Origin of the sequence: Gordonia terrae, from assembly GCF_051789125.1 — a bacterium.
Lineage (GTDB): Bacteria > Actinomycetota > Actinomycetes > Mycobacteriales > Mycobacteriaceae > Gordonia > Gordonia terrae_A.
On record NZ_CP196526.1, the window covers coordinates 297,728 to 317,770 of the forward strand.

20 protein-coding genes are annotated in these 20,043 nt (G+C 67.4%); 9 read left to right on the forward strand and 11 right to left on the reverse strand.

Annotated features, from left to right (window positions below; all coding sequences use genetic code 11):
- Positions 1-9 precede the first annotated feature (9 nt).
- A complete protein-coding gene (locus ACSUZC_RS01285) occupies positions 10-3,381 on the reverse strand; it encodes an arabinosyltransferase domain-containing protein (RefSeq protein ID WP_439031141.1) in 3,372 nt (1,123 codons plus the stop codon).
- A 134-nt stretch (positions 3,382-3,515) separates the two neighbouring features.
- Between ACSUZC_RS01285 and aroQ the strand changes: the two genes are divergently transcribed.
- Complete coding sequence (aroQ, locus tag ACSUZC_RS01290) at positions 3,516-3,974, forward strand: type II 3-dehydroquinate dehydratase (protein WP_439031142.1); 459 nt, start codon at positions 3,516-3,518, stop codon at positions 3,972-3,974.
- 101 nt (positions 3,975-4,075) lie between these two features.
- Here the strand turns inward: aroQ and ACSUZC_RS01295 are convergent, their stop codons facing one another.
- Entirely contained in the window at positions 4,076-4,648 is a 573-nt protein-coding gene (locus tag ACSUZC_RS01295) for a TetR/AcrR family transcriptional regulator (RefSeq protein WP_439031143.1), read from the reverse strand.
- A 131-nt stretch (positions 4,649-4,779) separates the two neighbouring features.
- On the opposite strand from ACSUZC_RS01295, the gene ACSUZC_RS01300 reads away from it, so the two are divergent.
- The 3 genes from ACSUZC_RS01300 (at position 4,780) to ACSUZC_RS01310 (ending at position 6,599) form a co-directional block, all read left to right on the forward strand.
- Positions 4,780-5,676, forward strand: coding sequence for an oxygenase MpaB family protein (locus ACSUZC_RS01300; protein ID WP_439033233.1), 897 nt, complete (start codon positions 4,780-4,782; stop codon positions 5,674-5,676).
- A 124-nt stretch (positions 5,677-5,800) separates the two neighbouring features.
- Positions 5,801-6,289: an SRPBCC domain-containing protein gene (locus tag ACSUZC_RS01305; protein ID WP_439031144.1), complete on the forward strand. Its 489-nt coding sequence runs from the start codon at positions 5,801-5,803 to the stop codon at positions 6,287-6,289.
- The gene (locus tag ACSUZC_RS01310; protein WP_439031145.1) at positions 6,282-6,599 is read left to right on the forward strand and encodes an ArsR/SmtB family transcription factor; all 318 of its coding nucleotides are present in this window, start codon (positions 6,282-6,284) and stop codon (positions 6,597-6,599) included. The genes ACSUZC_RS01305 and ACSUZC_RS01310 overlap by 8 nt, the downstream gene beginning before the upstream one ends.
- Before the next feature lie 179 nt (positions 6,600-6,778).
- Here the strand turns inward: ACSUZC_RS01310 and ACSUZC_RS01315 are convergent, their stop codons facing one another.
- Entirely contained in the window at positions 6,779-9,355 is a 2,577-nt protein-coding gene (locus ACSUZC_RS01315) for an AMP-binding protein (RefSeq protein ID WP_439031146.1), read from the reverse strand.
- A gap of 284 nt (positions 9,356-9,639) precedes the next feature.
- On the opposite strand from ACSUZC_RS01315, the gene ACSUZC_RS01320 reads away from it, so the two are divergent.
- Positions 9,640-10,026 (forward strand): nitroreductase family protein, encoded by a 387-nt coding sequence (locus ACSUZC_RS01320; RefSeq protein WP_439031147.1) that lies wholly within the window; start codon positions 9,640-9,642, stop codon positions 10,024-10,026.
- Positions 10,023-10,319, forward strand: coding sequence for a nitroreductase family protein (locus tag ACSUZC_RS01325; protein ID WP_439031148.1), 297 nt, complete (start codon positions 10,023-10,025; stop codon positions 10,317-10,319). The genes ACSUZC_RS01320 and ACSUZC_RS01325 overlap by 4 nt, the downstream gene beginning before the upstream one ends.
- Positions 10,320-10,341: 22 nt before the next feature.
- Here the strand turns inward: ACSUZC_RS01325 and ACSUZC_RS01330 are convergent, their stop codons facing one another.
- From ACSUZC_RS01330 to ACSUZC_RS01345, 4 genes are all read right to left on the reverse strand, one after another.
- The gene (locus tag ACSUZC_RS01330) at positions 10,342-11,121 is read right to left on the reverse strand and encodes an MBL fold metallo-hydrolase (protein ID WP_439031149.1); all 780 of its coding nucleotides are present in this window, start codon (positions 11,119-11,121) and stop codon (positions 10,342-10,344) included.
- A 5-nt stretch (positions 11,122-11,126) separates the two neighbouring features.
- A complete protein-coding gene (locus ACSUZC_RS01335; protein ID WP_439031150.1) occupies positions 11,127-13,175 on the reverse strand; it encodes a galactan 5-O-arabinofuranosyltransferase in 2,049 nt (682 codons plus the stop codon).
- Between the two features lie 30 nt (positions 13,176-13,205).
- On the reverse strand, positions 13,206-13,967 hold the full coding sequence (locus ACSUZC_RS01340) for a decaprenylphospho-beta-D-erythro-pentofuranosid-2-ulose 2-reductase (RefSeq protein WP_439031151.1): 762 nt from the start codon (positions 13,965-13,967) through the stop codon (positions 13,206-13,208).
- A 65-nt stretch (positions 13,968-14,032) separates the two neighbouring features.
- On the reverse strand, positions 14,033-15,457 hold the full coding sequence (locus ACSUZC_RS01345) for an FAD-binding protein (protein ID WP_439031152.1): 1,425 nt from the start codon (positions 15,455-15,457) through the stop codon (positions 14,033-14,035).
- A gap of 149 nt (positions 15,458-15,606) precedes the next feature.
- Here ACSUZC_RS01345 and ACSUZC_RS01350 point away from each other — a divergent pair, with 149 nt between their 5' ends.
- A complete protein-coding gene (locus tag ACSUZC_RS01350) occupies positions 15,607-16,530 on the forward strand; it encodes an AurF N-oxygenase family protein (RefSeq protein WP_439031153.1) in 924 nt (307 codons plus the stop codon).
- A gap of 24 nt (positions 16,531-16,554) precedes the next feature.
- Here ACSUZC_RS01350 and ACSUZC_RS01355 read toward each other — a convergent pair whose 3' ends face one another.
- The 4 genes from ACSUZC_RS01355 to ACSUZC_RS01370 all read right to left on the reverse strand — a co-directional run bounded on the left by ACSUZC_RS01355 (position 16,555) and on the right by ACSUZC_RS01370 (position 19,017).
- Entirely contained in the window at positions 16,555-17,115 is a 561-nt protein-coding gene (locus tag ACSUZC_RS01355) for a peroxidase-related enzyme (protein ID WP_439031154.1), read from the reverse strand.
- Between the two features lie 152 nt (positions 17,116-17,267).
- Entirely contained in the window at positions 17,268-17,681 is a 414-nt protein-coding gene (locus ACSUZC_RS01360; protein WP_439031155.1) for a DUF5313 domain-containing protein, read from the reverse strand.
- 134 nt (positions 17,682-17,815) lie between these two features.
- Complete coding sequence (locus tag ACSUZC_RS01365; protein WP_439031156.1) at positions 17,816-18,319, reverse strand: MarR family winged helix-turn-helix transcriptional regulator; 504 nt, start codon at positions 18,317-18,319, stop codon at positions 17,816-17,818.
- 71 nt (positions 18,320-18,390) lie between these two features.
- Complete coding sequence (locus tag ACSUZC_RS01370) at positions 18,391-19,017, reverse strand: TetR/AcrR family transcriptional regulator (protein WP_439031157.1); 627 nt, start codon at positions 19,015-19,017, stop codon at positions 18,391-18,393.
- Between the two features lie 185 nt (positions 19,018-19,202).
- Between ACSUZC_RS01370 and ACSUZC_RS01375 the strand changes: the two genes are divergently transcribed.
- Entirely contained in the window at positions 19,203-19,520 is a 318-nt protein-coding gene (locus ACSUZC_RS01375) for a hypothetical protein (protein WP_439031158.1), read from the forward strand.
- A gap of 104 nt (positions 19,521-19,624) precedes the next feature.
- Positions 19,625-20,038, forward strand: a complete 414-nt coding sequence (locus ACSUZC_RS01380) for a hypothetical protein (RefSeq protein WP_439031159.1) — start codon at positions 19,625-19,627, stop codon at positions 20,036-20,038.
- Positions 20,039-20,043: the final 5 nt, after the last annotated feature.

Genomic DNA, 20,043 nt, shown 5'->3' on the forward strand with positions numbered 1-20,043 from the left:
CCGGACCGCTCAGTGCCGCAGCGGCGCGGGACTCCACAACCCGCTGCGGGTTCGGGTGCCCTCCTCGATCTCGGCGAGGGTGTCGACGCCGCCGTACGGTTCGTAGCGCTCGAGAGCGCCCCAGTCGCGACCGATGTCGGCCATCAGATACGTCGGCAGCGCCGTCGCCTCCTGGGAGACCTCGATCCAGCCGAGCGGGCCGCCGCCGAAGCTGTTCTGCCATGCGGAGACCGCGGCCGCGAGATCCGACCCCGGTTTGATGCGCCACTTCGGGATCTCGGCGACCCCGACGTCGTGGGTGAACGGCCGCTGGCATGGGAACGCGAGGCCCGAGGTCCAGTCGACGTGCACCGGGTCGGTGTCGCCGACCACGTCCTGCAGCGTGTCCATCTGCGGGACGCGCGGCGGGGTGAGGACGATGAAGCGGTCCTCGGCGAGGTTGTCGTCGGTGGCGACGATCCGTACCGCGGTGGTGTCCGAGGGCAGTTCGTCGGTGTTGTAGCGCAGGTTGCGCCACGCCGGCCGCGGTCCCGGGTCGATGAGCTCGGTCTCGCCCGCGGCCTCGAGGTCCCCGTCGCGGGTGTCCGGTCCGAGCGGCTGCGCGGTGTACTCGAGCATCACGTTCGGGTTGTCGTACTCGCCGGCCACCGACATCGTCAGCAGGGGACGGTCGCGCCAGTCCGACGGCAGGGCGTACCACCCGGAGGTGATCCGTGCCGGGACCTGGTCGAGTTTGGAGTAGCTGCCCATGACAGGGGTCGATGCGGGGTCGAGGAAGAAGGGCAGGGCCGCGGTGCTGCCGTTGACGCCGGGCTCGGCGATCTCGCCGCCGCCGGTGCCACCGGGGTTGGAGTTGACCATGTCCGGGTCGGCCCACACGTTGCCCGACAGCACGCCCAGCGATCCCTCGCTGGCAGTCGAGGCGAGGTCGGTGGGGACTCCGTTGGGGGAGAAGCCGGAGGTGGTGGGTGCGGTCCCGGGGGCAGGCGGCGGGCCGCCGAGCGGATTGTCCAGCGTGGCGTCGACGGGCCGGAGCATGTCGCGGTTGGGATCGGACTCCACCCAGACCTTGTCTGCCATCCCGCAGGGCTTGCCCGCGACGGCGGCCAGGTTGGACCGCGGTACCGAGTACGACGAACTCTGGTGGATACCCGCGAAGATCGCGGTGACGATCTGGAACACGACGACCGCCATCGCCAGGTAGGCGAGCGGGGCCGCGGCCATCGACGCGAACAGCCGCCGGTACCAGCGCGGGTGCGATGCGCCGGTGGCGGCGTCGTCGACGAGGTGCGGGTGGGGGTCGGTTCCGGTGAAGGGTTCGCGGAAGTGGAACCACAGCGCGACCAGCAGCAGGGCCAGCGCCGCATAGAGCAGCACGCTGCCGAGCATGATGCCGCCGATCGCGACCTGCTCGACGCCCCACGGCATACCCCATGCCGAGTAGTAGTAATACGAGTTGGGTGCGGTGAACGCGAGTCCTCCGATGAACAGGACGAGCGCACAGAACAGGGTCCGGTTGCGCCGCGAGTGCATCGACTGCTGGCTCGCGGCGATGGCGGCGATCGCGGCCAGCGCCGCCGCGATACCCGCGAACACTCCGAAGTGATGTGTCCACTTGGTCGGTGTGAACATGAGGAAGACCAGCGACGCGAAGGTGATCGCCACGATCCGTCGTGTCGGGCCGATGGCGGTGCCGGGAATGCGGTTCTTGCGGATGAGGACCGCCGCAGACACCACCAGACCCAGGATCATGGCCAGGACCGCGAAACGGCGGGCGATGGAGCCGTCGGCGGAGAACGCGAACAGCGCCGAGTATCGACCGATCTCGTTGTACCAGCTCATCGACGGTCCGAGCGCCGACTTCATGCTCGACGCCTCGGCGAACGACCGCAGTGTCAGGTTCGAGAACACGACGAAGACGACGAAGGTGCCGGCCGCGAGGATCGGCGCGATGAGTGCGACGAACGACCACCGCAAGGAACTGCCCGACGTCGCCGCGACGGCACGGGCGCGTTTGATCAACGCCATGATCATCGGTCGCGCACCGGAGATCAGGGCGGCGACGGCGAGCAGGCCTGTCGGCCCCGCGGCGATGCTGAAGGCGCCGATGAGACAGGCCACCGCGGCCGGCAGCATCCGCCCGGTGGCGATCGCGCGTTCCACCGAGCACCAGGTCAGCAGCGCTCCGAGGCAGATGATCGGCTCGGGACGCAGGCCGTTGTTGAAGGGGAACCAGCACGCGAGGAAGGTGAAGGCCGCCGTCCAGGCGACCATCGGGCGGGTGAGGGCCGCCCGTCCGAGCCGGGGCAGCACCTCGTGACTCACGATGAGCCACACGAGGATTCCGCACAGGAGGGCGGGTATCCGCATCCACGGGCTGGCCACCGAGACATGGCTGAGCAGTCCGAAGACCTGGTAGTACCAGCCGAATGGTGCCTCGGGAGCCCCGTACCAGCGGAAGTAGTTGGCTGTGTAGTCGCTGTCCTGCGCGACTCGCGACATCGTCAGCAGGTAGCCGTCATCGGAGGTGTTGGGTCCGATCATGTGCCACAGGATGAGCGCGCCGATCACCACGTAATCCCGGGCGTTCAACCGCCACCAGCGGGCGGGGAAGATACGCCGGTGGCGGCGGCCGTCGGTGGCGTCGAGTGCTGCCAGCGCGGCCAGGGACAGCAGGGTCGACGCGACGCCGACGATGACGACGAGCCACTTGGAGATCGTCGGGGCGGTGTTGTAGCGCGAGTCGACGGTGACGTGGGCGTCGAGGCCGGCGATGTCGGCGGCCGGGCCGGTGAGGTCGGTGAACAGTCCGGTCACCTGGGGACGCTGGTCGGGCCAGTACTTGAAGGCCTCTTTGTCCTCTGTTGTACCGGCGAGTGGCTCGTCCTCGCCGTCGTCGTTCTTGACGCCGCTGGTCATTCCGACGAACTCGGCGGTCACCGCGTCGGAGTCGGCGTGGACGACGATCTCGCGGCAACCCTGGTCGCGGATGTCCTGCAGGGTCGCCGACACCAGCGGGACGTTGCGGATGACGACTTCCACGCCCTGCCGGTCGGCGGGCGCGTCAGGTGCACCGGTCTTGCGGATGAACAGGCCGCGCTCGCCTGACTTCTCCGCCTGTTTGGGGGTGGTCGACAGCAGGACCGATCCGCCGGGCGGCAGGTCGCCGACGGCGCTGCACGGGATCGACACGTCCAGGTCGACCGGCATGTAACCGATGAGCGGCGCGGCGACCGAACCGATCTGTCCGTTCTGCGGCCAGTCGATCTCGGCGGTCTTCTGCTGTACCGGCATCAGGGGGGTCGCGAGGGCCAGCAGAAACCCGAGCAGGCCGGTGACGATGGCGACGATTCTCGCTCGTCGAACGGTCTGCGCTGGCACAAAGAGAGATGGTAGCCCGTGGGCTGTCTCGCACCGGTCGGTGGCGCTACCGGCACGATCCGTCCTGTCCGCCTCCGTCAGCAGCCACGTTCACACGCGCCGACTGCCAGGTCAGGGCCAGTAAGGTGAAGCCCATGTCCGATGCCGCCGCGCCCGAGCCGTTGCCGATCCTGCTGCTCAACGGGCCCAATCTGAACACACTGGGCACTCGCGAGCCCGCCGTCTACGGTTCGGACACCCTTGCCGACGTGGTCGATCTCGCGGAGCGCACGGCCTCCGAACTCGGTTTCGGGTTGCGTGCGGTGCAGACCAACCACGAGGGTCAGATGCTCGACTGGATTCACGAATCCGTGGGGGAGATCAGCGGCATCGTCATCAATCCCGGCGGGTGGACCCACACCTCGGTCGCACTCGCCGACGCGTTGGTCGTCCCCGGGGTTCCGGTGATGGAGGTACACATCAGCAACGTGCACAAGCGCGAGGCCTTCCGGCATCACTCCTATGTGTCACCGATCGCCGCCGGGGTCATCGCCGGGTACGGAATCCGCGGTTACGAGTTCGCGATCCGACGGCTCGCCGAACTCGTCGACTGACCCTGGTTGAACCCACCACCGATGGACAGACCCTCACCCGAATGGCGGGTGGATGTGTCCATCCGTGGAGGGTTTGCCGCTACACCTCGCGGCGGGCCGAGTCATGTTGAGTCGCGAGTTGATTCGAGAGCGCGGTCGAGGATCGTGCGGAAACCCCTGGCGAGTGCCTGGTGCGAATGTAGCGTGCCGCTCTCGAAACCGATCAGCAGATACATTGCCGCGGTGGCGAACTCCTCGGCCTCGTCGCGGTTGTGAATCACCTCGTCGTAGGTGGCGGCGATGATGTCGCGACGCTCGTGGTCCACGGTCTGCTGAATGGCGAGGACCTCGGGGTCGTGAGCCGCCCACACCCGGATCGCAGCCTCTGTTGCGTGCGGTAGCCGTAGGCCGATACCGGTGAGGACGTCGAGGCGCTCTCGGGGGTCCGCGATGTCACGGGCGTCGGCGATCAACCGCTGGCTCTGTTCGTCATGCCAGAAGCGGATGAGGGCTGATCGGAAGTCGGCCCAGCTGCCGAACGCGTGGTAGAAGCTCCCGGTCGTCGTGCCGGTCGCGTCACAGAGTGCCGCCAGCTTCAAGCCGGCATGACCGCGCTCGGCGAGAATGGCCAGTCCCGCGTCGAGGTAGCGCCGTTGTGTGTACTCCGACGGTTTCGCCTTCTTGCCGGGGGCCATCAGCCCAGTCTGCACGAACCGACAGCGGTGCCCGAGGTACCTCCGCGTCGCGATGACAGCGGTATGTGTGACGCCTTGCACATTTCTATAAGTCGACTTACAGTGACGTGGCACTCACCGAGGAGGATGCGATGGGCAAGGCGACCCGTAACCAGGGACTCGATCCGCAGACGCAGTTCCACGAGATCTACCGAAATCTGTCGACCTTCGACTTCCCGTGGGACATCAATCAAGCGCTGAGCTTCGCGCTGTTCCGCACGTACGCGGTGCCGAGCATCGGTCGGCTGCTCGACGAGACGCGCGCTTTCACGGCCGACACGCAGAAGCGCTACGACGACACCTCGCTCCTGTTGGAGGTGCCGCTCCTGGACGGTTTCGACAGCAGTCGCGGGAAGTCGGCGATCCGACGGATCAACCAGATGCACCGGATGTACGACATCAGCAACGACGACATGCGGTACGTCCTGTCGACATTCGTGGTCGTCCCGAAGCGCTGGATCGACGACTACGGCTGGCGGGCCCTGACCGACGACGAGGTGACCGCGTCGGTGAACTACTACCGCACCCTCGGCCGGCACATGGGGATCAAGGAGATCCCCGAGGACTACCGCGGCTTCGAGACCCTGATGGATGCCTACGAGCGCGAGCACTTCGCGTTCGACGACGGTGGTCGCCGCGTCGCCGATGCCACCAAGAGCCTGCTCGCGTCGTTCTATCCCAGGCCGCTCGCGCCGGCGATCGACGTCTTCAGTCGATCGCTGATGGATGACGCGTTGCTCGAGTCGTTCCGCTACCGGCGACCCGGACGTGTCGCGCGGTTGCTGTCGATCGGTGGACTCAAGGCGCGTGGCCGACTGGTGGCTGCCCTGCCGGCCCGTCGCACGCCGCAGCACGTGTCGGACATGCCGCGAATTCGCAGCTATCCGAACGGCTTCGACATCGAGAAGCTCGGCACGTTCGCCGGTGGCTGCCCGGTTCGGCACCTCCCGGCCGAGCCTGCCCGGCAATCCGCTCCGGCCGGGGGCTAGGGCCCGATCTGCGTCTCGACACATCTGCGAAGAAGGTGGTTCTGTTGCTCCGAACCGTTGCGGCGTGACGGTATTAGTGCAACCATAGGGTTGCAGTAGTAACAACCGCAGCGAGGGAGTACCGATGAGTGAGAACACGCAAGCGAGCAACGTGACCGATTCGGCAACAGCCGAATTCGACCGGATCGAGAGGCGGATCGAGATCGACGCACCCGCCGATCGGGTGTGGTCGCTGATCAGTGAACCCGGCTGGTTCATCAACGACAAGGCCATCACCGATCATCGGATCGAACGCGACGGAGACCTGTCAACCATCCACGATCCGGTACACGGCGCCTTCACCTTTCGCACCGTCGAACTCGACGAACCGCGCTATGCCGCGTTCCGTTGGCTTGCCGATGCCGCTGACCCCAGATCGGATTCGACGCTCGTCGAGTTCTGGATCACCCCGTCGGATTCCGGTGTTGTCCTCGAGGTCGTGGAGTCCGGCTTCGCGTCGCTACCCGGAACGGTTGCCGAACGCCGCGCGCGTTTCGACGGCAACAACGAGGGGTGGACCATCGAACTCGACCTGGCACGCGCCTACCTCGCGCGTGGAAGCGTCCATGCCTGACCTCGCCCCGGTCGAGATCTTCGCGGCGCTGTCCGACGAGAGCCGGTGGCAGATCCTCACCAAACTGGGCTCCGAACCTGCGTCGGCATCGCGGCTCGCGGCCGAACTCCCGATCAGCCGGCAGGCGATCGCGAAGCATCTCGGGGTGCTCACCGCGGCGGGTCTGGTGACGTCGTCCCGTGCCGGGCGTGAGATCCGATACGAGGCGGTGGGGGCCGAGTTGTCGCGGGTGGCAAGGCAACTGGACACCATCGGGCGCGGGTGGGATCGCCGTCTGGCGAACATCAAGTCGCGCGCCGAAGAGGGCTGAGTCGCATCCCTCCGCCGATCCCTGAGGTGTGAGGAGCGCAAGCGACGAGCCGCGAAGGGGTCAGCGCCCTCACGCAGCGCGCCCTTCGAGGCTCGCTCCGCTCGCACCTCGGGGAGCGGGGGCGGGGGTGGGTGTGCACCTGAGGAGGGGGCGGGCGGGCTCGCCGCCGGAAGCCGCGGCTAGTGCTCGACCGACCCCAGAGCCTCGTCGATCGCACGGGCGGTGTCCGCGGCGTGCGGGGCGCGGATCATCGAGATGTGGTCTCCGCCGACGTCTCGGAAGGTCACCTCGCCCGACGACATCTGATGCCACAGTCCGGGATCGTCGGGGTTGGTCCGGGCGCGGATGACCGCCACCGCACCGTCGTAGGGACGCGGCCGGTATCGACGGATCATGCGGGTGCCCAGCCGGAAGAACACGACCCACTGCACGGGCGTCGACAATCGGACGAGCCCCGCGGTACGGACGAGCACGGCCAGCACCGCTTCCTGGATCACGCGTTGGGGCAATGGAGCGGCCGCCGGTTTCTCGTCGTCACCGGTGCGGTCGGGTAGCTGATTCCCCGTGGCCGCCGCGCGCCGGGAACGGAGTCGTGCGGCGATGCCGACCTTGTCGCCTCGCACACGGCGCGCGAGAGCCGGGTCGAACAGCGAATCGAGCACGATGACCGGACCGCACTGCTCGCCCGCCGCGGTCAGCTGGGCGGCGATCTCCATCGCGACGAATCCGCCGAGGGAGTACCCGCCGATCTGGTACGGCCCGTGCGGTTGGACCGAGCGGATGTCGGTGATCGCGCGGCGCGCGGCGGCGCGCACGGAATGGTCTGCACGACCCCGTTTCTCGACTCCCCTGGATTGGATGCCGTAGACGGGTAGGTCGGTGGCGAGTGCGCGCACGATCGGCGTGAGGCTCGTGGCGAGGCTCCCGGCTCCGGCGATCAGGAACATCGGGGTGCCGGTGCCCTTGCGCAGGGGGACCAGCGTTGCACCGGTCGCGGACTTCGCCCGTTGCTTCGCAGCCGACTCGATGCTCTGGGCAAACGAGGCGATGGTCGGCGCCTCCGCGAGCATCGCGGTGTTCACGTCCAGCTGCAGGTGATGCTGGACCTCCGCGAGCATCTTCGCCGCGGCCAGTGAGTCGCCGCCGAGCTCCACGAAATCCTCGTTGCGGCCGATGGTGTCGAGTCCGAGGATCTCGCACCAGAATCGGTGCAACGCCATCTCCGTCATCCCGCGCGGCGGCTCGTGCTCCGGCCGCGGGGCCGGCGGAGGCAGCGCCGCCCGATCCACCTTGCCGCGTTCGTTGCGCGGGAGCTCGGCCACGATGACGATGTCGCGGGGAATCATCCACGGCGTCAACGACTTGCCGAGTTCGCGGCGGATCTCTGCCGGTGACGGCGACCACTTCTCCGGGTCGACGGCGACGTGGGCGGTGAGACGCCCCTCGTCCCGGTTCGCGGTGACCACGGCGTCGGTCGTCCAGGGTAGGGCGCGGATCGCGGCCTCCACCTCGAGCGGTTCGACGAGATAGCCGCGGATCTTGATCGCATCGTCACCGCGACCCAGCAGCACGAGTTCGCCGGTGTCGTTGAAACGACCCAGATCACCTGTCCGGTAGCGGGTTCGACCGTCGGGGAGGGTTTCGAAGCGCGCTGCGGTCATCGTCGGATCGGCGTGATATCCCGACGCGACGTGCCCGGATTCGACCACGACCTCACCTGTCGTGCCTGCGGGCAGATCGTCACCGTTCTCATCGACGATCCGGACGTCCTTGTCCGATGCCGGGGTGCCGACCGGGATGGCCCCGTCTTCGACCTCCCGCTCCGGCGGGAAGAGATTGAACGCGAGGTTGCCGACCTCTGAGGCGCCGGCCCAGCAGCAGAAGACCGTGGTGGGAGCAAGGGTGTCGCGGGCGAGGAGCACGTCGCCGCGGTGCGTCGGTTCGCCGCAGGTCGACAACAGTCGCAGGCTCCCGATGGCGTCGTCGACAGTGAGTTCCCGTGCCCAGGAACGCAACAGTGATGGTGTGCAGTGCGCCGTGGTCACACCCTCGTCGGCGAGCCAGTCGCGCAACCCGGTGGTGGTGCGGCGCCGGACATCCCACAGCAGCATCGTCGCACCGTTGAGGAGGCTCATCGCCATGGCGTCGAGGCCGCCGCCGAAACTCAGGGGGAGCAGCACTGCTGCTCGGTCGTCGGGGCCGAGACCCATGAACCGCCGGCCGTCACGCGCGTGATTGACCGGCATCTTCTGGGACAGCACCACGCCCTTGGGGGTGCCGGTCGAACCCGACGTGAACAGGAGCACGGCCGGGTCGTCGGGCTCGACAACCCTCGGGTCTTCGGGTGCGGACCCGGCGATCGCCGCGCCGCGGTCCGCGGAGTCCACCAGGCGCGCGTCGGAGAGGCGGAGAACGGTCTCGCGCCGATCGTCGGGCAGGAACGGGTCGAGGAGAACGAGGGGACGCCCCGAGCACAGGGCGGCGAGCATCGCGACGACCGAGTCGATGTCGGACTCGATGGCCACGGCCACGGCGGTGTCGGCCGGGGTCGAGGCGGCGATCTCCTGCGCGAGGTGCTCCACGCGGGAAGCCGCCTGCACGAAGGTGATCGACTGCTCCGGGGTCCGGATCGCGACCGTATCGCCGCGGCTCGCGGCAATGGCTCGCCACCGCGCGGCCACGGTGGTCGTCTCGTCGGCTTCGGGTGCGCCGGGTGTGGGAGACAGACTGGTATCAAGGCAGTTGTCGTTGGTCATGTCCTCGAACTTCCCCAAGTGACGGGAGTGTTTACGGCCATGGGCGGGCCGCGGTGCTCGAGCCCGGGCGACGATGCCACGCCGTGCGGAACTCGGCCCCTCCCCCGGTCCCGTCAGCTATTCAGGTAAACCTACCCTTTGTAAGTGCGCTCGGCACGGTCGGAGGGACGGAACGTGGCGGGGGTAACACCAGCGCTCAGTACAGTGGAGTCGGCCGGTCGCGTCCGGGACCAGGCCGGAACCCGGCCAACGGGGCGTCTCGGACCGTTCGAGGAGAGGTTGACGTGCAGTTCGACGATGTGATCATGGGCCGTCGGAGCATCCGGGGATTCAAGCCGGACCCCGTCCCGCGCGAGCTGATCGAGGAGATCCTCGCCCTCGCCATGCGCGCCCCGTCGTCGATGAACACCCAGCCCTGGAACTTCCACGTCATCACTGGTGAACCGCTGGACCTCATCCGGGCGGGCAACACCGAGCGCAATCTGGCCGGTGTGCCGCATTCGCGAGAGTTCCGGACGGGTGCGGAGAAGTTCACCGGCCCGCACCGCGACCGCCAGGTCCAGGTCGCCAAGCAGTTGTTCGGAGCCATGGGCATCGCTCGTGAGGACACGGAGATGCGGCTCGACTGGGTGTGCGCGGCTTTCGCCAGTTCGACGCCCCGGTCTGCGTGATCGTGACCTACGACCGGATTCTGGACGGCAGCGACGACACGCCTTTCGACTGTGGCGCGGTCTCCACCGCGCTGGTCAACGCAGCCTGGTCGCGCGGGCTCGGTGCGGTGATCAACAGTCAGGGCATCATGCAGTCGCCGGTGGTGCGGGAGCACGCGGGAATCCCGGACGACCAGGTCATCATGAAGAGCATCGCGCTGGGTTGGCCCGACGAGACGTTCCCCGCCAATTCGGTGATCTCCGAACGCAAGTCGGTCGACGAGGCCACCACCTTCGTCGGCTTCGAGGACTAGCGGTCCAGCCGCACCGCACGGTTCAGCGCGACAGCGCCTCTCGTGCTGCCGCGGCCACGCTGCCGCGATGGAGAGGACCGTGTCCGGGCAGCAGGATGTCGGCGTCGAGATCGATGAACCGTTGGACGCTACGACGGGCGGTGGGTTCGTCGTGCTGGAACAGCGAGGGAATGCACTGCGGCCCGGTGGATCGCGAGAGTTCGTGGCCGCTGACCAGCGCATCACCCGAGACCAGGGCTCGTCCGTCCGCGACGAGGTAGGCGCTGTGACCGTCGGTGTGGCCGGGGCTCGACACCGGTACCGGCGCGCCGGGGAGGTCGAGAGGCTGCTGCCGATCGGTGGGGAACGGCGATGCCTCGGCGAGCCCTGAGCGATCGAGGACTCCGAGTGGAATGGTCTTGGCGAGCCACGACCACAGCCGGGGATTCACCGCTTGCGGTGCGAGATCCCGCGCATCGGCCTGCTGGATGTGCCGGCGCAGCGCATGATCCACCTCGACGCGGTCCATGTACACGTCGAAGCCGAACCGCGCCTGCAGTCGGGCGAGGCCGCCGACATGGTCGACGTGGGCATGGGTGAGCAGCGCGCCGCGGATGTCTCGGGGCGAGCGACCGATCCGTTCGATGGAGTCGACGACCTGATCGGCCTGACCCGGATATCCGCCGTCGATGAGGGTCAGTTGCCCGTCCTGTTCCAGCAGAACCCAATTCACGACGTCGGTGTGTACGAAATGTGTTGTCGACGACTCGCCGTCGAGGCTCGTGACCGTCATCGGGCGGGTGCGGTCGAACGGTAGGCGCATCCGGTTCACCTCCGGACGACGAGGACGAACGGCCCGACCTCGGTGACCTGGAAACGCGGATCGTCGAACACCGTCGGATCGAAGGTGACGGTGTAGCGCTTCACGTTCGGATCGTTCGGGTAGACGTCCTCGGCGAGCCGCAGTGTGTAACCGTCAGCGCTGTAACGAAAGAGGAAGACATTCGGCGGCGCCCACGGTGACCGGTCGAGCGCGTCGACGAGCTGGTCGGCGTTCTCGGTCTCCGCCCAGCGGGCGATGGCGGCTGCGCGCTTGTCGAACTCGGCGAGCGGGTTCGCGTAGTGCGAGGTGAGTCCTTGGAAACCCCAGTAGGGGTAGATCGAGAGGAAGCCGAAATCCGCGGTGAGGACCACGTTCTCGGTGCGAGGCCTACCGGTCTGCTCGCGGATCAGTTCGTCGAGCTTGCCGAAGTACGATTCGGCTCCGGCCGGACGGGCATCGGCGCGCTCGCCGTATCCGTCGGTGTCGGTGTAGGCGGTGGTGATCTCGGTGGCGAGATGACCCGGGATGCCCTGCGCCATCGCGATCGCGGACAGGACCGCGAGCGCACCCACGACCACGCGTACGTCGCCCAGGCGGCGGACCGCCCAGCGCGCGATGTCGACGACGCCGAAGACGCCGGCCGCGCTGAGCGCCGCCACCAGGATGGGCTCGAGACGGAACGACAGCAGCGTGGACCCGAGCGCGGTCATCAGCATGGACAGCAGGCAGAACACATACACCGTGGCGACGACGGCGCCCATGGCGACAGCGACGGTGCGCGTGCGGAATCGCAGCAGGATCCAGATGAGCCCGACCATCGTGATCGCGCCCAGCAGATCGAGTCCGAACATCGGGAGCGGCAGGACCGAACCGCGTTCGGGGAGATAGTGTTCGGCCGTACCGCCGCTGGCGGGGGTGTTGGTGATCCGGGCCCAGAGGTAGGGCGCCCAGACGAGCAGTGCGATCAGGCCGGAGACGACCCCGACGGCGACGAGCCGACCGATGACGGCCAGCGCGACCGCGCGTCGACGAGACCTCACGGTGGCGGACAGGGTGGCCTTGTTGCCCGCGGCAAACCAGCCCTGCAGGACGAAGTAGCCGGCGAGGACGATCGCGGTGAGCGCGAAGAGTCCGGTGTACAGGGTGTAGGTCGCGGCGGAGATCCCCAGGAACACACCCGAAGCCACGACCGCAGGCCAGCTCGTCGTGCCGCGTAACGGCCCGGTCGGTCCCTCGGCGGCGCGCGTGCGACCCCGCAGCGCATAGGTCAGTGTGATGAGCATCGGCGTCCCGATGAGCACCAGGATTGCGGCATACGGTTCCGGCGAGGCGTACAGAAGCGTGACGGTCGTGACCGCGAGGCCAAGGGCCACACCGCGATCGGCGCCGAACATCCGGATGAAGAGGACGACGCCGACGGCCGCGGCCACCGCCATCGACACGATCGCCCAGGATTTGTACGCCTCCCATCCGGGCTGCCCGAGGAGGTTGGCGAATCGGCCGCCCCACCAGAACCATCCGGCCGGGTAATACGGCGGCAGGTCGGTGTAGGTCATGTCCGCCAGATGCGGGCTCGACGTCATCCGCGTCAGGTACTCGGTGCGGAACTCCTGGTCGACCGACAACCCGAAGAGGTAGAGACGTGTTGCGCCCAGGGGCATCCCGATGGTCACCGTGACGAACCCGGACATCGCGGCCGCGGACAGCGCAGGCACCAGCAGGCGGGCTCTGCCGTATCGGTACAGCAACGCGGCGACCACCAGGATGGCGATGGCCAGCACCTGTCCTGCGGTCGTGAGCGACCGGGTGACGTTCGAGGAGTTGAACGCCGGCCAGTCGACGGTGTCGATCGCCGTCAGGCCCGCCATCGACACGACCCCGCCGACCACGACGGCGACCAGCAACCCCAGTGCCGCGCGCCCGTATCCGGACGCGCCTGCTACCTGAGGTGCGGTGGGTGCGTCTCCCTTTGTTCCCTGGGGTGCGGTGGGTGCGTCCCCCTCTGCTCCCTGAGGTGCGAGCGGAGCGAGCCTCGAAGGGTCAGGTCGGTTCATCACGTCCCACTCAGACTCGGTGTTGCAGCGTCAGATCGGCAGCTTGCGGAAGACCGGCCGCGGGATGTGGCGGAGCACCATCATGATGTAGCGGAACGGCCCGGGGACCCAGACGATCTCCTTGCCCTTGGTGGCTGCGGCGACGGCGAGGCGGCCCACGTCTTCCTTGTTGACGGTGAGCGGTGCTTCCTTGACGTGTGCCGACAACCGGGTGCGGACCTGGCCCGGTCGGATGACGAGGACGCGAGCACCGAAGGGGCGCAACGCCTCTCCGAGTCCGAGGTAGAAGCCGTCGAGGCCGGCCTTGGTCGAGCCGTAGACGAAGTTGCTGCGGCGGACGCGCTCACCGGCGACCGAGCTCATCGCGATGATCTGGCCGTGGCCCTGGGCCTTCATCTTCTCGCCGAGCAGGACGCCGACGGAAACGGCGGCGGTGTAGTTGATCTCGGCTTCGGCGACGGCGAGACCGTGGTCCTGCCAGGCCTGTTCGTCGTCGCCCTGGATGCCGAAGGCGACGATGGCGACGTCGACGTCACCGTCGGCGAAGGCTTTGTCGATGACGGCGCGGTGGGTGTCGGTGGCGCGGGCGTCGAAGTCGATCTGGGTGACCTCGGTGGCGCCGGCGTCCTTGGCCGTCTGGACGGCGGCCGCGGCGGTCGGGTCGCCCGGCAGGGTGGCGAGGATGACCCGGGCCGGTCCCTTGCTCAGGTATTCGGCGGTGATGGCGAGCCCGATCTCGGAGCTACCGCCCAGGACCAGGATGGATTGGGGGACGCCCACGGCGTTCATCATGTGTGTACTCGCTTTCGGTGACGTGCAGGTCGGGTGCGCACGGGTGCGTCGGAAATTGCTGGTGCTCAGGCGAGTTCGAGTCGGCGGCCCATGTCCGACATGAACACTCGGTTGGGGTCGATTCGACGCCGCGTGGCGATCCACTTGTCGATCTCGGGGTACATCGCGTGGAAGCTCTCCGCGGAGGTGCGCGAGTCCTTGGCGGTGTAGAGACGCCCGCCCATCGCCATCACACGACGGTCGAGGTCGTTGAGGAACTCGGCGAGACCGGCCTTGACGGGGAAGTCGAGGCACACGTTCCAACCCTTGAACGGGAAGCTCAACGGCGCCCGATTGCCCTCGCCGAACAGTTTGATGACGTTGAGGAAGCTGACGTGGCCCGACGCCTGGATGTGTTCGATGAGCGCGGTGAACTCGCCCTCGTTGCCAGTCGGCACGATGAACTGGTACTGGCAGAAGCCGCCGCCGCGACCGTAGGCGTTGTTCCAGTCACCGAAGACGTCGAGCATGTGGTAGAACTGCGCCAAATTCTTGACCTTGCCCTCGCTGGGCGGCCCGATCCGGTAGTACGCCTCGCCGACCGCGGAGAAGCTCAACTTGTTGGCCAGCCCTCGCGGAAAGATGTCGGGGAACCGCACGAGCGGTTTGTTGTTGAACGACAACGGGTTCTCGCGGTACTTCTCCGGGAGTTCGTCCACGCGAGCGAGATTGCCGCGCGAGAACGTGCCCCGACCGAGCTTCGGGGGCGCGCTGATGGTGTCGAACCATCCGGACGCATACTCGTATCCGTCCTCGAAGCCGTCCTGGAGGTGCAGGTCGAGGGTCTCCTGCAGCGACCCGGTGCGGGCGGTGTCGGCGATGAAGTACGCACTCTCGGTGCGCTTCATCTGGATTCGCGCACGCAGCACGATGCCGGTCAGGCCGATGCCGCCGACCGTCGCCCAGAAGAGTTCGCCATCGGGGTCGTCGCTCGAGCCCGCGGGGGTCAGCGTCAGGATCTGCCCGTCGGCGACCAGGAGCTGCATCTCGACCACGTGGTTGCCGAAGCTGCCCTGGCTGTGGTGGTTCTTGCCGTGGATGTCGTGGGCGATCGCGCCGCCGACGGTGACCTGGCGGGTGCCCGGAAGGACCGGTACCCACAGGCCGTGGGGGAGCGCGGCCTGCATGAGCGTGTCCAGGGAGACGCCCGCGTCGACGTCGACCGTCGCCGACTCGTCGTCGATCGCGTAGATCCGCGTGAGCGGGGTCATGTCGATCGTCAGCCCGCCGCTGTTCTGGCCCGACTCGTTGTACGACCGGCCGAGACCTCGGGCGATGACGCCGCGCTTGAGGTAATCGGGCTTGTCCGCGTTGTCGTCGGCGACCCGCGCCACCGCCTCGGCGATGACCTCGGGATACGGCGTGGACAGGACGTGACCCTCGATCGGGGTGGTGCGAGACCAGCCCACCAGCTTGCGGGTGGTGATCGGCAACAACTCTTCAGTAGACATCGCTAAAGAGGGTACCTGGGCCGGCCTGCCGCACCGACCGTCCGGCCGCACGCGCCACAGCCATCGGAAAACGCACCATTGACGAATGGCACCATCCGTGGTGGCATGCATCACAAGGTTGAGCACGCGCGTACGGCGAGGAGTCCGGCATGGAAGCACTCAGGGATCTGGTCATCGATGAACCCAGCCGGTCCGACGACGGCGTCGACGAGGTGTCCGAGCGGCTGCTGGCATCAGCGGCGCGGCTGTCGCGCAATGCGCTGACCGAGATCGACTGGGATGCGCCGCTCGACCCGGACAAGTACGGCTGCAGCCCGGAATGGTCGACGCTGTACGGGACCGCGTACTGGAACGAGATGACCGAACCGCAGCGGATCGCCCTCACCCGGCACGAGACCGCGTCGATCATGAGCATCGGCATCTGGTTCGAGATGATGCTGCAGGCGATGGTCATCCGTGACCAGTATCTCGGGAGCTACCACCGCCCCGAGTTCCAGTTCGCTCTGACCGAGGTCGCCGACGAGTGCCGACACTCGCTCATGTTCGCCAAGACCTCACACAAGCTGAGCGGGACCAGTTACACGCCGCATCCGCGTCTTGGCCGCTTCGGCAAGGTGTTCATGCGGGTGGCGGGCAGCGAGGTCGCGTACGCCGGAATCCTGGCCGCCGAGGAAGTGCTCGACGTGTTGCAGCGCGGGTGCATGCGCGACGAGCGCGTGCTGCCGCTCGTGCGCACCGTCAACGAGATTCACGTCCTGGAAGAGTCGCGGCACATGCGGTTCGCCCGCGAAGAGGTCCGTCAGTCGATGCGGGAGGCCAACTGGGCTCGCCGGCAGTTCAGTGCGGTCCTCACCGCGATGGCCGTGTCGTACATCCTCGTCAGCCTCGTCCGTCCGAAGGCCTACGCCGACGCCGGCCTGGATCATCGTCGCGCGGTGGGGGAGATGCGACGCAACCACCATTTCCAGTCGATGGTCCGCTCGGGTTGCGCGCACCTGATGGGTTTTCTCGACGACGTCGGCCTACTGACCCGTCCCGCGGCGCGCATCTACCGCAAGGTGCACATGCTCTGACTTCCCGGCGGCCACGGCCCCGGGTCACCTGCCCATGGCGTAGAACTCGGCGTTGGGTGTGACCGCGGTCAGGTGTGCGAGCCGGTTCGACGCGGCGAAGAACGCGGTGATCGCGCCGACGTCCCATATCTCGTCGTCGGTGAGGCCTGCCGACCGTGCTCGAGCCATGTCGCTGTCCGCGAACAGTTCTGGCGTCCTTGTCAGCGCGAGCGCGAGATCGACGATCGCGCGCTGACGACTGTCCAGGATTGCCCCAGCAGGGTTGGTGGCCACGTGATCGGCCACATGGGGGTCCTTGGAGCGAACCCGCAGAATGGCGCCGTGGGCGACGACGCAATAGATGCAGCTGTTCGCTCCCGACGAGGCCACCACGACCAGTTCGCGTTCGGCTTTGGACAGAGGTCCCGGCTGGTCCATCAGCACGTCGTGGTAGTCGAGAAGGGCTCGCAACTCGTTCGGCCGGTGTCCCAGTGCGCGAAAGATGTTGGGGACGAAACCCGACTTCTCCGCAATCGGCTCGATCCGTTCGCGGAGATCAGCGGGCAGATCGGCAATCTCGGCCAGGGGGAACCGACTCGTACTCATGGGAAGCGCCTTCCGTCGCAGGGCAGACTCGGATCTTCGCTACCGACTGGGATTCATCGGTGCGAGAAGCTCAGGATCGTGCCCGGCGACGCGACTCGCCACCCCCGGAAGAAGGGGCCGCTACGAGTCTCTCCCACGGTGGAACGGATCGGTCACCGCGACTGCCCGCGGTACTTCCGGAAGTACTCGTCGTACATGTCGGAGTTCCGCTCTCGTTCGAGTTTGTTGATCAGCTCAGGATCGAGTCCGTGTTGCACCAGTCGGTAGCGGCGGTAGACGCGGTTGAGCGCGATCGAGAAGAACAGGTACGACAGCAGGATCGGCATGGTCATCGTGATCCGGACACCCATCGGTCCCGGCACGAAAAGCATCGGTAGCACCAGGAGGACGCACGGTATCGCCCATCGGACGACCATGCGGACTGATGCCCGTGGGCCGGCCAGATCTTTGCTCACCCACCCGATCATCGATTGCGGCAGGCGGCCGCCGTACGCGTATCTGACGTACTGCCACGGACTCGGCTTCACCTGTCGCTGCGTCGCCGCGTGATCCATCAGTGTCGCCATGGGATATCCGCCTTCTGCTCATCGTTTCGGGTGCTACCGGCACTCTGCCATTAATAATTAGTGCCCTAATTATTATGCCACTAACTTCCTCGTCCTGACGTGTTCAGGCCAGGGGAGCGGATATGACTCCCTCGCTATGGTTCGGACGCGAGCGCACCTGCCGCCAGAGCGGCGGCGTTGATCCTGGTCAGAACGTCGCGTAACTCCTCGAGTTCCGACATGTCGGCGCCCAGCCGGGCAACCACCGCGGGCGGCACCGTGAGGGCCTTGTCTCTCAGACGACGCCCTTGCTCGGTGAGGTGCACCTCCAGGGTCCGCTCGTCACCCCTCCGGCGCGCGCGGTCGATCAGTCCTTGGGTCTCAAGTCGCTTGAGCATCGGCGACAGCGTCGCCGAGTCCATCTGCAGCATTTCCGCGATGGCCTTCACCGATGGCGGCGTGCTGTCCTCGCCGGGACGCCGATCGCGGTCCCACAGCGCCAGCATCACCAGATATTGGGGGTGGGTGAGTCCAAGGGGTTCGAGGACCGGCCGGTACACGGCCAGCACGGCGCGGTTCGCGACCGCGAGAGCAAAGCACACCTGTTGCTCGAGGCTCAGGGAGTCGGTGCCGTCATCGGCATCTGCGTCGGCGCCCACGGGACCAGAGTACCGCCGCTCAACGGTCCGCAAGCTCCGGTTCTTCCCGGCCGTGTGCAGGTGCGCAGCGATCAGGAATCGCGTTGCGGTGGAGTGATGATCGCGGCGTTGACCAGTGAGAGCAGATCCTCGATTCCGGTGCCGTCGGGCAGTCGGTCGGCGAAGTCGGTCTCCAGGGCCGCCAGGCCGTGTGCCATGGCGAAGGTCGCGACCGCGATGAGGTTGCCGGGTACACCGCCGCCCCATCCGTGATCGGCGGCGTCGGCGACGGTGCGCGTGTGCAGCTCCCACCCGCGAGCGCGTGCTGCCATCAGTTCGGGCGACTTGTTGTCGACGAGACGCGAGCCCATCATCAGCGTGACGGTCGCTCGGTTGGCGCGCGCGAACCGCACGTAGACCTGACCCAGCGTGGCGACGGCCTCACCCAGCGGTGCGTCGTCGGGCAACTGCTCGAGAGCGCGTGTGTGTTCGGCGTACATGTTGTCGAAGCCACGCACCGCGACCGCGGTGAACAGCGCCCTACGATCCGCGAAGTGGTGGGTCACCGACTGGTGCGTGATACCGACCCGGCGGGCGATGGCGCGCAGACTCGCGTTCTCGGGACCGGCCTCGTCGAGTTCGGCCGACGCCGCGACGAGCAGCGCCTCGCGGACCTCGGGCGCGGTCCGGCGTCGTATGGGGCAAGCCGGCTTCTGCATGTTCGCGATTATGGCCCACTCCTCGCGGCGCCTGCGTGATCACCGAGCAGACAGCGGCGGGGATGGCGACTTCGCGTCCTGCCGAGCGCGCTCAGAACAACGTTCGATGATGATCTCGGTGGGTTTCACGATTCGCTCGGACGGGCACGCGGGGTGCACATGACCCGACGAGAGGAGCCCGGCAGATGAGCCACAAGCCACCCAAGGACGTCCAGGAGGCGGCCCGGCGCGCGGTCCGATGGATCGACGACGGAAAGGCGGGGAAGGGATTCACCGACACCGGTCGCCATCGGGCCCACCAGTTGGCCGACGGCAAGGACGTCGACGACGATCAGATCCGCAAGATGCGCAACTACTTCTCCCGTCACGAGGTGGACCGGGACACAACCGGATTCACCAACGGCGAAGACGGTTTCCCGACGGCCGGGCGTGTGGCCTGGGATGCGTGGGGTGGCGACCCGGGACGGCGGTGGGCGAATTCGCAGAAGATCGAGGGTGACTGAACCGGGACCTCGGGAGAACTCGATGAAGATCACGGTGTTGGGGGTGCCCAGTAGCGCCGGCGCCTACTGTGTGGGCGTCGAACGGGCACCCGCCGTGTTGCGTCTTGGCCGCCGAGGCCGATTCACTCCTCGAGCTCTCCGCAGCTGCGGCCGACCTCCTCGCAGCGGAGCAGCGTCTGCTCGTGCTCGGCGGAAGTTGTACGGTCGCCGTGGGGCTGTGTGCCGCGATGGCGCTCGCCGGGGAGCGCCCCCGCAGCGCTCTTTCCTCCGGTCCGTTCGTCGTGCATCTCGACGTCGACGTGCTCGACTTTCTGGACGCGCCGATCGCCGAGAACGTGAACGGGCGAAACAGTGGCCCGACGATCGCGATCCTCGAACAGGCCCTCGTCACGCTCCTGCACGACCCCGATTGCCGGGGGATGTCGATCGGGCAACTGGATCCCGCGCACGCGTCGGCGGATCCAACCGCGGTGCCCAGGCTGGTCTCGGCGCTCGTATCCGCACTGACCTCCACGTAGACAGG